The organism is Sulfurimonas crateris, from assembly GCF_005217605.1.
In the GTDB taxonomy this organism is placed as follows: domain Bacteria; phylum Campylobacterota; class Campylobacteria; order Campylobacterales; family Sulfurimonadaceae; genus Sulfurimonas; species Sulfurimonas crateris.
The window spans coordinates 1-11,372 of sequence record NZ_SZPX01000010.1 but is presented as its reverse complement, the minus strand read 5'-3'; the positions used below and the strand labels follow the sequence as shown (position 1 = coordinate 11,372).

Below are 11,372 nucleotides of genomic sequence, written 5' to 3'. Positions count from 1 at the left end.
ACGGTTATATCTAAGTACATAAAAGTATGTATTTAAATGTGACTGTCTAGGTGGCTATAGAGAGAGGGAAACGCCTGGCCCCATTCCGAACCCAGAAGCTAAGCCTCTCATCGCTGATAATACTGCACCTTTCAGGTGTGGAAACGTAGGTCGCTGCCTAGTTGGTCATTTCTTCTACTAACTTATTTAATCAATATAAAATCATAAAAAATATTACAACTCTTGAAGCTTTAACAATTTATTATATGGTATTATTTTACATACTATTTAGGATGTTATATGAAAAATTATATAAAAGATCAGATAAAAAAATCATATGAGACAAAACAAGCTATTTATGAAAATGAAGAGTTATTAAATAAAATTGTAGAGGTCTGCAGAGCGTGTGTAGAACTATATAAAGGTAAAAATAAAACTATACTGGCAGGAAACGGCGGAAGTGCAGCTGATGCACAACATATTGCTGCAGAACTTGTCGGCAGGTATGGATTTGACAGACCTTCTATTCCATCTCTTGCGCTCACGACAGACACATCTAACCTGACAGCTATTGGAAATGATTACGGCTATGACAAGGTCTTTTCACGTCAGCTTGAGGGTATGGGGCAAGAGGGCGATATATTTTTCGGCATATCCACTTCAGGTAACTCAAAAAATATTATTAATGCATTTGAAGTTGCAAAGCAAAAAGGTATAAAAACTGTAGCTCTGGTTGGCAGAGATGGTGGAGAGATGGCGAAAATGGCTGATATAGCTTTAGTAGTGCCATCAGATTCTACACCTAGAATACAAGAGTCTCATATATTAATTGGGCATATTATATGTGATATTATAGAAAAAGAGATTTTTGGTGATGGTGTTAACTGATATTTTATGAAAAAAGCACTTTTTTTAGATCGTGACGGTGTTATAAATATTGAGCTTAACTATCTTTACAAGATAGAAGATTTTAAGTTTATAGATGGAATATTTGAGCTTTGTAGGCATTATCAAAATCTTGGATATCTCATTATCGTTGTAACTAATCAGTCAGGAATTGCAAGAAATTATTATGATAAATCGGACTTTGAGAAGTTGAGCACTTGGATGATAGAAGAGTTCGCAAAAAAGAGCATTAAAATCACGAAAGTTTATCACTGTCCACATCATCCTGAAATCTCTGGAGAGTGCAGTTGCAGAAAACCAGAGCCCGGTATGATTTTAGAAGCTCAAAAAGAGTTTGATATTGATCTGAAAAGCTCAATATTGGTGGGTGATAAAGAGAGAGATATTGAGGCGGCCATAGAGGCTGGGATTTGTGAAAATTATCTTTTTGATGAGAAGAAAACCTATAAAAGATCAAAAGCTACAAAGATAGTTTCAAAATTAGAGGATATTTATAATGCTGATATTAAATAGTGGTGGAACATTTAATAAAAAATATAACCCATTAAACGGGGAGCTGGAGATTCCATACAGCAATGAAGCGATAGAGACGATTTTAAAAAGCATGGAATTTAAGTATGATCTGGCAGGTATTATCTATAAAGATAGTCTGGATATGACAATGGATGACAGAAAAGTTCTTGCAAATGTTATTATGGAGTCTAGTGATGACACTTTTGTAATTGTGCACGGAACGGATACTATGCACTTAAGTGCAGAGTTTCTAGCTGAGATCTTTGATGATAGAAAGATTATTTTCGTCGGTTCAATGAAACCTTTTGAGATAGATAATATAGAGGCCAGTTTAAATCTTGGGATGGCAATCGGTTTTGCCAAAGCTGTTGCGCAAAACGGCGTATATATCTGCATGAGCGGGTATGTAGAAGAATGGGATAAGATCCATAAAAACAAAAAATTCGGGAAGTTTGAAGTTGTCCTCTAAGATTCCCTGCTCTCACTGCCATTTAGAGTTCGATCCATCTGTAATGATAAAAGAGCAAGAGCTGAACTTTTGCTGTAACGGGTGTCAAGGTGTTTATCATCTCTTACAGGATAAAGGACTTGATAGCTTTTACGAAAAGAGCAAAAATAGCCTCTTGGCTCCACCTCTTCAAAATTATGCAGACTCTTCAAGTTTTGATTCACCTTCGTTTTACGATAAGTTTGTAAAAGTTAATAGTGAAGGATTCAGCGAAGTCTCTTTAATAATAAAAGGGATTCACTGCTCTGCTTGTGTCTGGCTGAATGAAAAAGCCCTTGGCAAGATGGAGGGAGTAATAGAGGCAAATATAAATTTTACAAACAACAAAGCAACAATTGTGTGGGCAGATGATGTTGTAAAACTCTCCAAGATCATAGATATGATAAGAGCGATAGGTTATGACGCTTTTGCCTATGATGCCATGACGCAAGAGGAGTTTGTAAACAAAGAGCGAAAAGCTTACTATTTGAAGATGGCAGTTGCTATTTTTGCATCTATGAATATTATGTGGATAGCCGTTGCGCAGTACGCAGGATACTTCAGCGGAATAACCCAAGATGTCAAAACTATATTAAATATAGCAGAGTGGATACTCTCTACTCCTGTTCTTTTTTATAGCGGTTGGGTCTTCTTTAGGGGTGCGTACTATGGTCTGAAGGCAAAAACAGTAAATATGGATCTGCTGGTTGCAACAGGGGCTCTGCTTACTTATATCTACTCTATATATATAACCATTATGCAGCATGGCGAAGCCTACTTTGATTCGGTCAGTATGATAATCACTTTTGTTTTGATAGGAAAATTTTTAGAGGTACTGAGCAAGAAAAGTGCGGCTGATACTCTTGATATGATCACAAAAAACATCCCCTCTGAAGTTAGAGTCGTAAGAGACGGCTTGATTATAGAATGTAAGATTGATGATGTTCAAGCAGGTGACGTTGTTGTAGTCTCTTCCGGAGAGAAGGTTTTGCTTGACGGTGAGATATTAAAAGGGAGCGGTTCCTTTGATGAGTCTAGTTTAACGGGAGAGAGCAATCCTGTTTATAAAGAGGTTGGGATGAGTGTCGTCAGCGGAACAACAAGTATTGATGCCGATATTCATTTTATGGCAACTAAGGACTTTAAACACTCCACGCTCTCAAATATAGTCTCACTTTTAGAATCGGCGATAAATAAAAAACCAAAAATCCAGCAGATGGCAAACAGGCTCTCCGAATACTTCTCATCTGTTATTTTACTTTTGGCTCTGGTGACATTTTTAGGGTGGTGGCTCTGGCCGAATAGTTTTGAGACCTCCTTTATGGTGGCAGTATCCGTTATAATCATAGCATGCCCATGCGCCCTTGCTCTTGCTACACCGGTTGCGACTTTAGTGGGGCTCAGCATAAGCGCTTCAAGAGGAATACTTTTCAAAGAGGCTGCAGGACTTGAGACCATGGCAACCATAGATACTCTTATTTTGGATAAAACAGGAACTATAACAGTAGGAAAACCTGAGGTTATTAAAGAGCATATATATAGAGAATTTGATAAAAACCTACTCTACTCAATGGTTAAATCCTCTAAGCATCCAATATCAAGAGGTGTTGCAGAGTATATAAAAGAGCAGAACCAAGATATTAAAGAGGTTGTCTTCGATGAGTATATACAGATCCCTGCAAAAGGCATAGAGGCAAAGCATAACAATACAAGCACCCTCGGCGGAAATCTGAAATTTATAAATGAACATGGCGTAGATGCTGATATTTTGGTAGATGAGACAGCTTTTTATTTTGTTATAAACAATGAACTTGCAGCGGTATATGAGCTAAAAGATAAAATTAAAGATGGTATAGAAGAGCTTATTTCAAATATGCATCAAAAGAGAATCGAGGTTGTTCTTTTAAGTGGAGACCACGGCAATATTACAAAAAGCATAGCAAATGAAGTAGGAATAAAAAGTTTTTTCTATGAGCAGACCCCTCAAGATAAAGCAGAGTATATAAAATCTATTCATGAAAATGGCAAAAAAGTGGTAATGGTCGGAGATGGCGTTAATGATATACTAGCACTTGCATCAGCAGATATTGCAATTGCTATGGGAAGCGGTAGTGATATAGCGGTAGAAGTGGGAGACGTGGTACTTTTAGATGATTCACTTAGGTCATTGAATGATGCTTTTAAAATCAGCCAGACTACATTTAGCCTGATAAAACAAAACCTTCTAATATCATTGGTCTATAATGCCGTAACTATTCCGCTAGCAATGGCTGGATATATAATACCGCTCTTTGCTGCGATCTCTATGTCACTTAGTTCACTGTTGGTTGTCGGCAACTCGATGAGAATACGTTATAAATGGAGAAATAGATAAGATGAGTAACTGGGTAATAGCTATGATGCTGGGAGTCTCTATTTTTTTGGGAGCACTTGCGCTTTTTGCATTTTTGTGGGCAATAAAAAATGGACAGTTTGATGATGAAGAGAAGTTTTTAAACGCTGCAAAATTTGACGGTGAAGATGAGTTAAATGACGCTCTAAAACAGGAACAGAAAAAAGAAGCTTTAAAGAAAAACTATAAACCAGAGTAGAAGAGAGATTTTACAGAGAGATGAGTTGCCAGAATCGGCAACTCAGAAGGTAGATTATTTACCTATTGTTTGTGAAAAAGCATCTAATTCTTCGTCAGAGTATTTAGAAACTTGACCTACCATAAGACCTTTTTTAGCTCCACCATAACTACCGTCTTTGTAACCTTTAAGAGCAGCTGCGATATCCGCTTTGCTCATCTCAGCAACATTTTTGTTTCCCATAGAAGTTTTTGCCCAGTCAGCACCGTGGCAACCTGTACAAGCTTGTGCATTTACTGCAGCCATTAAAGCAGTAGTTGCACCTAAAGCAACTATTGACATTACTATTTTTTTCATTTTTTTACACCCTTTTTTTAAATTCAGACAAATTGTAATTGGTTTATTCTTAAATGTATATTAATGTAGTATTAGAATTTTTTATATTTGGATAATTTGGAAAGTTGTGTGGAGAATTGCCACAGTGGGCAATTCAGGTAAATTATTTACCGATAGTTTGTGCGAAAGCTTCTAGCTCTTCATTTGAATATTTGTCAACTTGACCTTTCATAAGACCCTTCATTGCTGCACCGTAACTACCATCTTTGTAACCTACTAGTGCAGCTGCGATATCCGCTTTGCTCATCTCAGCAACATTTTTAGATTTACCTAGAGCAGCTTTACTCCAGTCAGCACCGTGACAACCAGTACAAGCACCTGCATTTACAGCTGCCATTAAAGCAGTAGTTGCACCTAGAGCAACAATTGATAAAACGATTTTTTTCATTTTTTACACCCTTTTCTTAATTTCAGGCAAATTATAATGAGATTAATCTTAAATGCTTGTTAATGATTTATCTGTTATTATTTTGTTAAATTTACGAGGTCTTGGTGCAGAGATGAGATATATAGATGATGATTTAGATAATAAAACAATTTTAATAACGGGTGGGGCAGGTTTTATAGGTTCAAATCTGGCGTTTTATTTTCAAGAGAATCATCCTGATGCGAAAGTCGTGATAGTTGACAGCTTTAGAAGCGGTGAAAAGCTATCAAACGGAAATTTAAAGAGCTTTGGCCACTTTAAAAATCTGATAGGCTTTAGGGGAGAGATAATAAGCGGAGATATTAACGACAGAGATCTGTTGCTTAATCTGGAGTTAAACTATAAATTTGATTATATATTTCATGAAGCGGCTATATCTGATACTACTGCACTAGAACAAGATCTTATGGTAAAAACAAATGTAAATGCTTACAAGGATCTCTTAGAGCTTGCAATAAAACACAATGCGAATATGATCTATGCATCCTCGGCGGCTACTTACGGAAATGCTGCTTCACCACAGATAGTAGGGCGCGAAGCACCGCAGAATGTTTACGGATTCTCAAAACTATGTATGGACAATTTGAGCAGAGAGTATATGCAAAATAGCAACATCTCTATAGTCGGGCTTAGATATTTTAATGTTTACGGTCCAAGAGAGTATTTTAAAAACACGACCGCTTCTATGGTTTTGCAGTTCGGACATCAGATTCTCTTGGGAAAAAATCCTCGTCTCTTTGAGGATAGCGATAAAATTTTGCGAGACTTCATATATATAGAAGATATCATTCAGGCAAATATAAAAGCGATGAATCCAAAGAAGAGCGGAATATATAATGTCGGAACCGGTAAGGCTAGAAGCTTTCAAGATATAGTAGATATTTTACAGCGAGAGCTTGGCACAACGCTCTCGTGCGAATATATTCCAAACCCGTTTATAGGGAGCTATCAGTTTCATACTGAGGCTGACATAGCTTCAACAAAAGAGGCTTTAGATTATGAGCCTAAATTTGAAATGGAAGATGGGATCAAAGCATATATAAGTGAGATAAAAAGAGTTTTTGAAGAAGAAGTAAAATAATGAAAAACTTGAAAGATTTAACTCCTAATATATTGGTTATCGGTGATCTGATGATAGACCACTATCTTTGGGGAAGCTGTGAGAGAATCTCCCCCGAAGCCCCTGTTCAAGTAGTAGATATTGCAAAAGAGACGACCGTTCTTGGCGGCGGGGGAAATGTCATAAATAACTTAAAAGCCCTTGGTGCTAATGTAAGTGTCAGCGGCGTTATAGGAAGCGATGAGAATGGGGTTGAGCTTATAGCTCTGTTAAAAAATATAGATGTAGATGTTAGCGGGATAATTATTCAAGATGGAAGAAAAACATCCAAAAAAAGCCGTGTGATAGCGGCTTCACAGCAGATACTAAGATATGACAAAGAGAGCAAAGAGGAGATAGAAAAATCTTCTGTTGAAAAGATTTTAAACTCACTTACAAATAGTGTCTCTGGGTATGATGCACTGATTTTGTCCGACTATGGAAAGGGTGTTTTAACTAATGAGCTGTGCCAAGGAGTTATAAAACTCTGTAACAAAGCAGGCGTTAAAGTTTTGGTTGATCCAAAAGGGAGTGACTACAGCAAATATAGCGGCGCATATCTTTTAACGCCAAATAAAAAAGAGGCGATGCTCGCTACAAAGATCGAAATAAAAGATAAAATAAGCCTAAAAGAAGCTCTTTTAAAGATGAAGAAAGAGGCTGATCTGACAATCTCTCTTATTACGCTATCAGAGGACGGAATTGCTGTATTTGATGATGAGATGAAGATATTTCCAACCGTTGCAAAAGAGGTTTTTGATGTAACCGGTGCTGGAGATACAGTCATCGCTTCCATCGCCTTTGCTCTTAGTGCGAAAAAAAGCATAGAGGATTCTGCAAAGTTTGCAAACCTTGCAGCGGGTGTTGTTGTCGGAAAAATTGGTTCTGCAACGGTCACACTCGATGAGATAGAGGAGTATGAAGCCTCACTGCATAAGAGCACCTCTGAAGCGCATATAAAAAGCTTTGATGAGATAAAAGCGGTTGTAGAGCGTTACCGTGCAAACGGCAAAAAGGTTGTCTTTACAAACGGCTGTTTTGATATACTCCATGTAGGGCATGTGAAGTATCTGCAAATCGCAAAGAGTTTTGGAGATCTTTTGATTGTAGGATTGAATTCAGATGCGTCTGTTTCTCGTCTAAAGGGACCATCTCGCCCTGTAAATATTGCAGAGGACAGAGCTTATCTCTTGGCGGCTCTTGAAGCGGTAGATTTTGTAGTTCCTTTTGAGGAGGATACTCCATACGAGCTTATAAAAATGATAAAGCCCGATACGCTTGTAAAGGGTGGAGATTATGAGGGCAAAAGCGTAGTAGGAACAGAGTTTGCAGGAGAGTTAAAGCTGGTTGACTTTGTAGATGGAAAGAGCACCACAAAAACGATTCAAAAAATAAAAGGAGATATAGATGTTTAAGAAGATATGTTTAACGGCATTGAGTGCCGTATCGGTTTTTGCTATGCATAGTGCGGAAGTAAATGTAAATAACTCGGATCTGGAACTCTCGGCAAGATTAGATATGGGGCAGTTTAGTGATAATATTGAACCTGACACTATCTTTCTGGGTGCAAAATATTTAAATGCAGATGAGAGACACAGCGATGTGCGCTCTATTGATGATTATCAAGAGCTGAACTTTTTGATGCAAAGAGAGGTCAGCACCGATTTTAGACTTGGAATCGGGGCGAAATTGAATCATACGAAAGATTTTGTATCAATCCCTTTTGGGGTAGAGGTAGTATATAAACTTCCAGTGACTTCAATTATCCCGTTTTATGTAGGAGCATCTCTATACGCTGCACCTGAGGTTCTCTCTTTGGATAAAGCCGACAGCTTTTTGGAGTATCGCGTTACATTAGAGGCAGAGGTGATACAAAACGCTTTTATAACGGCTGGCTATAGACATATGGATACGAATTACGAAAGAGGAGACGTTGAGTACAACGAATCGCTCTACTTTGGTTTGAAAGTTCTATTTTAGATTAAATTTCCAGCTCTTTTACGGCTTTGATGACTTCATCGGCCGTAATGCTCTTCATACACTCATGATGTCCAAGCGGGCACTCTCTTCTCATACATGGAGCACACTCCATATCATGTCTCACGATCTTACTTTTCTCATTCATCCACTGCGAAGTTTCCGTATGTTTTGTCGGACCGAATATTGAGACGGTAGGAACTCCATAAGCAGCGGCGACATGCATAGGTCCGCTGTCGTTTGTAACAAAGAGCGAACATCCGCCGATAAGTGAGCAGAGCTCTTTTATGTTTGTCTTTCCTGCCAAGTTTGTGTAGTTTGTCACACCTGATGATGCAAGATAGGACTCTATCTCATCTGCCATCTCCGCTTCGTTTGGACCGCCAAAGATGATAATGTCGTATTTGTTACTGAACTCACGTGCAACTTCGGCAAATCTCTCAGGATACCATCTTTTCGCACTGCCGTATGTAGCTCCCGCGTTTATACCCATTGTCGACCTGTCAAATTTTTTTGGCTCGATGTAGAGCTTGAGTGGTGGTGTGTTTTTATCCCATGCATCCGTATTTATCATGGCAAGCTGGGCGTACTGTCTGCTTAGGTGTTTATCTGCTTTAATAGTAGGAGTATGCGAGAGCAGGAACATGGAGTGCCACGATTTTTTGGCAATGCACAGAACAGTTCCTGTGAGTTTTAGAAGTAAAGAGGAGTGAATCTGATTTCTAAATGAGATAGCCATCTCAAAAGTGCCGAGTTTTTTGGCAAGCTCATATGTTGCTTTGATCCTGTTTGATGATCTTTTTGTCTCATCTACTATCGCCAATTCGCATTTTGGGTGGTATTTCAGCGCTTCTATAGAGACAAAACTTCCTACAAAAGTAAATCTCGCACTTGAATAGTAAGTGCTTAGAAGTTCAATTGCTGGAGTTGCCATAACAGCGTCACCAAGCCAGTTTGGTAAAATTATCAGTATTTTCATTTTGCCCACCTGTTTGTCTCCAGCAGATTGGCTTCTGCCGTGTCTACTGCAAAAAGGAGTTCTTTGCTCTCTTCTAAATTTTCTCCATTTTGTTCAACAACATTTTTAAAGTTATGCATAACATACCCGTTTTCGTTTATCAGACCGATCATATTTCCGCCGAAGAGATATACAAATCTATTTTTTACTTCACTGTCAAACAGCGAGTTGCCTAGTGTCGTTATATTTGCATCAAAACCAAGCATATCCACTATTGTCGGGAAAATATCATTTTGAGAACCGAGAGTAGTTAGCTCTTGTGGTTTGAAAATCTTTGGCGCATAGATAATAAGCGGAATCCTATAGTGTTCAATTGTGGCTAAGTGCTCAGGATTTCCTCTTAACTCTTTTCCGATCTTGTTTAGCGCGTCCCCGTTGCCGTGATCGGCGGTGAATATGAATATAGTTCTATCAAACCAGGGCTCTTTTTTAGCACTGTCGATAAATTTTTCAATAGCATTATCTACATATAGATATGCATTTAGCTCACCGTAATAGTTGTTGAGATTGTGTGGGTATCTTTCAAATTCTGTTCTTGGAAGATGTAGGTCCGGATGATTTGTAGATGTAAATGCAAAGGAGAGAAAAGGTTCTTTTAATTCCGAGATCTTTTTGTTGTAAAAATTTAAAAGATTATGATCGTAAGTACCTGTTCTAGCCTCTCTTCCTTCTTCAATAACTTCTACGTTTGGTATGTCCTCTGCACCGTAATAATCATCAAATCCTGAAATATGAGAGACAGCATCTACTCTGTATGAGCGACGGTTCCCGCCCTGCATTGCCATTGTCGAGTAGCCGTTTTGCTTGGCTACACGTCCAAGATAGCTGATGTTTGAGAGTTCCAAACCTCTTCCTAGATATTCAAATCCGGATGGAAGAGTTATCCCTGTAAACATAGATGTGATGCCAAAGATCGAACGCAAGCCATTTGCATAAAAATTTGTAAACTTTAAAGATTCACCGCTTAGCTTTTTGAAAAAAGGAGTTACATTAAGCTCTTTGTATCTTGTAAACCCGTCGATATGCTCGGCACCCCACGACTCAAGAAGTACTATTACGACATTGTATTTTTCATTCTCTTTTGCTTTATAACTTCTATAAAGAGGGTAGTCGTCGTCTATAAATTTTGCGTTTGGAGTCGACAGAGCCTCCTTTGTGATTCTTACTGCATCATCCACGTTCATTAAGTCATGCTTATCTTTGCCGTTAGTGGTCCTATAGAGTGTAAAAAAACCGTTTAGTGCCAAGTTCCCTGAGCTGATCTTGCTCACTGCAAAGGCATCGGCAGAGCCAAATGATTTGCCTGCAACTGTGTTTCTGATGCCTAAAAAAAGTACTAAAACAGTGATAAGTGAATAAACTGCCAGCTTTTTTCCGCCAACAAATGCTGATGGAGAGGTTGAAAAAACAAGATAGCAAAAATATAGAAAAATAAGCGAAAAAACAGACGCTCCAACCGTATAAGGCAGATAAGAGTTAAATGCAATATTTGTGATTATGTTAAAATCGTTTCCTAGATTAAATATCTCATTTGAGATATGTTTATGCGTAAAGTTGAAATATAAAACATCGCCAAAAGATATTGTAAAAATTACCAACAGGAGTGCTCCCCACGTAACTCCTATTATCTTTCTTGGCAGAACTTTTTTTATAAAAATTAACGGTAAAATAAATGCAAATGAGAAAGTGAATATTGTTATCATATCAACTCTAAATCCCATAAGTAAAGAGCGTATAAGTTCAGATTTTGTCAAATCATCAAAGTCAGACGGATACATAAAAAGAAGAGTTGATCTGATTGCCATCATGACAAAAAATACAAAAAATAGTATGAAAATTATTTGTGTAAACTGGTTTTTAAACTTCATTAGATTCCTTCATATAATATATTTATCAACCAAATAGTTAAAATATGGTTGTGTGTTCTTAAAGACTCATAGTTTTCACAAAAGCTAATAATAAACAGGTTTTTTTCCTTTTTGGACTTAAGTACTAGCACA

12 protein-coding genes and 1 rRNA gene are annotated in these 11,372 nt (G+C 37.8%); 9 read left to right on the top strand and 4 right to left on the bottom strand.

The genetic code is table 11. The features are described from left to right. The first annotated feature begins 46 nt into the window (after positions 1-46). The 6 genes from rrf (at position 47) to ccoS (ending at position 4,476) form a co-directional block, all read left to right on the top strand. Positions 47-162, top strand: a 5S ribosomal RNA gene (gene rrf / locus FCU45_RS11510). 117 nt (positions 163-279) lie between these two features. After that, positions 280-867 (top strand): D-sedoheptulose 7-phosphate isomerase, encoded by a 588-nt coding sequence (gmhA, locus tag FCU45_RS11505; protein WP_137015457.1) that lies wholly within the window; start codon positions 280-282, stop codon positions 865-867. A gap of 6 nt (positions 868-873) precedes the next feature. After that, positions 874-1,398 carry a D-glycero-beta-D-manno-heptose 1,7-bisphosphate 7-phosphatase gene (gene gmhB / locus FCU45_RS11500; RefSeq protein WP_137015455.1) on the top strand — a complete coding sequence of 175 codons (525 nt, stop codon included), beginning with the start codon at positions 874-876 and terminating at the stop codon, positions 1,396-1,398. Further along, the gene (locus FCU45_RS11495) at positions 1,382-1,867 is read left to right on the top strand and encodes an asparaginase domain-containing protein (protein ID WP_137015453.1); all 486 of its coding nucleotides are present in this window, start codon (positions 1,382-1,384) and stop codon (positions 1,865-1,867) included. Before gmhB ends, FCU45_RS11495 begins: the two co-directional genes overlap by 17 nt. Beyond that, the gene (locus FCU45_RS11490) at positions 1,857-4,259 is read left to right on the top strand and encodes a heavy metal translocating P-type ATPase (protein WP_223175817.1); all 2,403 of its coding nucleotides are present in this window, start codon (positions 1,857-1,859) and stop codon (positions 4,257-4,259) included. Before FCU45_RS11495 ends, FCU45_RS11490 begins: the two co-directional genes overlap by 11 nt. A gap of 1 nt (position 4,260) precedes the next feature. Beyond that, positions 4,261-4,476 (top strand): cbb3-type cytochrome oxidase assembly protein CcoS, encoded by a 216-nt coding sequence (ccoS, locus tag FCU45_RS11485; RefSeq protein ID WP_137015451.1) that lies wholly within the window; start codon positions 4,261-4,263, stop codon positions 4,474-4,476. Positions 4,477-4,530: 54 nt separating this feature from the next. Here the strand turns inward: ccoS and FCU45_RS11480 are convergent, their stop codons facing one another. Together FCU45_RS11480 and FCU45_RS11475 are read right to left on the bottom strand one after the other, a co-directional pair. Continuing rightward, positions 4,531-4,812, bottom strand: coding sequence for a c-type cytochrome (locus FCU45_RS11480; RefSeq protein WP_137015449.1), 282 nt, complete (start codon positions 4,810-4,812; stop codon positions 4,531-4,533). Between the two features lie 142 nt (positions 4,813-4,954). Further along, positions 4,955-5,239: a c-type cytochrome gene (locus FCU45_RS11475; RefSeq protein ID WP_137015447.1), complete on the bottom strand. Its 285-nt coding sequence runs from the start codon at positions 5,237-5,239 to the stop codon at positions 4,955-4,957. A 112-nt stretch (positions 5,240-5,351) separates the two neighbouring features. Here FCU45_RS11475 and rfaD point away from each other — a divergent pair, with 112 nt between their 5' ends. The 3 genes from rfaD to FCU45_RS11460 are packed head-to-tail and all read left to right on the top strand — an operon-like array spanning position 5,352 to position 8,357. After that, positions 5,352-6,359, top strand: coding sequence for an ADP-glyceromanno-heptose 6-epimerase (gene rfaD, locus FCU45_RS11470; protein ID WP_137015445.1), 1,008 nt, complete (start codon positions 5,352-5,354; stop codon positions 6,357-6,359). Continuing rightward, positions 6,359-7,792: a D-glycero-beta-D-manno-heptose-7-phosphate kinase gene (gene rfaE1, locus FCU45_RS11465; RefSeq protein ID WP_137015443.1), complete on the top strand. Its 1,434-nt coding sequence runs from the start codon at positions 6,359-6,361 to the stop codon at positions 7,790-7,792. The genes rfaD and rfaE1 overlap by 1 nt, the downstream gene beginning before the upstream one ends. Beyond that, positions 7,785-8,357 (top strand): hypothetical protein, encoded by a 573-nt coding sequence (locus FCU45_RS11460; protein WP_137015441.1) that lies wholly within the window; start codon positions 7,785-7,787, stop codon positions 8,355-8,357. Before rfaE1 ends, FCU45_RS11460 begins: the two co-directional genes overlap by 8 nt. Position 8,358: 1 nt before the next feature. Here the strand turns inward: FCU45_RS11460 and waaF are convergent, their stop codons facing one another. Both waaF and FCU45_RS11450 read right to left on the bottom strand, forming a co-directional pair. Then, positions 8,359-9,333 (bottom strand): lipopolysaccharide heptosyltransferase II, encoded by a 975-nt coding sequence (gene waaF, locus FCU45_RS11455; protein WP_137015439.1) that lies wholly within the window; start codon positions 9,331-9,333, stop codon positions 8,359-8,361. Next, positions 9,330-11,240, bottom strand: coding sequence for an LTA synthase family protein (locus tag FCU45_RS11450; protein ID WP_137015437.1), 1,911 nt, complete (start codon positions 11,238-11,240; stop codon positions 9,330-9,332). The genes waaF and FCU45_RS11450 overlap by 4 nt, the downstream gene beginning before the upstream one ends. Between the last annotated feature and the right edge of the window lie 132 nt (positions 11,241-11,372).

Bases quoted from the DNA above. Each gene is read 5' to 3' on its own strand.
- gmhA (WP_137015457.1), top strand. From the start codon at position 280: ATGAAAAATTATATAAAAGATCAGATAAAAAAATCATATGAGACAAAA.
- gmhB (WP_137015455.1), top strand. From the start codon at position 874: ATGAAAAAAGCACTTTTTTTAGATCGTGACGGTGTTATAAATATTGAG.
- FCU45_RS11495 (WP_137015453.1), top strand. From the start codon at position 1,382: ATGCTGATATTAAATAGTGGTGGAACATTTAATAAAAAATATAACCCA.
- ccoS (WP_137015451.1), top strand. From the start codon at position 4,261: ATGAGTAACTGGGTAATAGCTATGATGCTGGGAGTCTCTATTTTTTTG.
- FCU45_RS11480 (WP_137015449.1), bottom strand. From the start codon at position 4,812: ATGAAAAAAATAGTAATGTCAATAGTTGCTTTAGGTGCAACTACTGCT.
- FCU45_RS11475 (WP_137015447.1), bottom strand. From the start codon at position 5,239: ATGAAAAAAATCGTTTTATCAATTGTTGCTCTAGGTGCAACTACTGCT.
- rfaD (WP_137015445.1), top strand. From the start codon at position 5,352: ATGAGATATATAGATGATGATTTAGATAATAAAACAATTTTAATAACG.
- rfaE1 (WP_137015443.1), top strand. From the start codon at position 6,359: ATGAAAAACTTGAAAGATTTAACTCCTAATATATTGGTTATCGGTGAT.
- FCU45_RS11460 (WP_137015441.1), top strand. From the start codon at position 7,785: ATGTTTAAGAAGATATGTTTAACGGCATTGAGTGCCGTATCGGTTTTT.
- waaF (WP_137015439.1), bottom strand. From the start codon at position 9,333: ATGAAAATACTGATAATTTTACCAAACTGGCTTGGTGACGCTGTTATG.
- FCU45_RS11450 (WP_137015437.1), bottom strand. From the start codon at position 11,240: ATGAAGTTTAAAAACCAGTTTACACAAATAATTTTCATACTATTTTTT.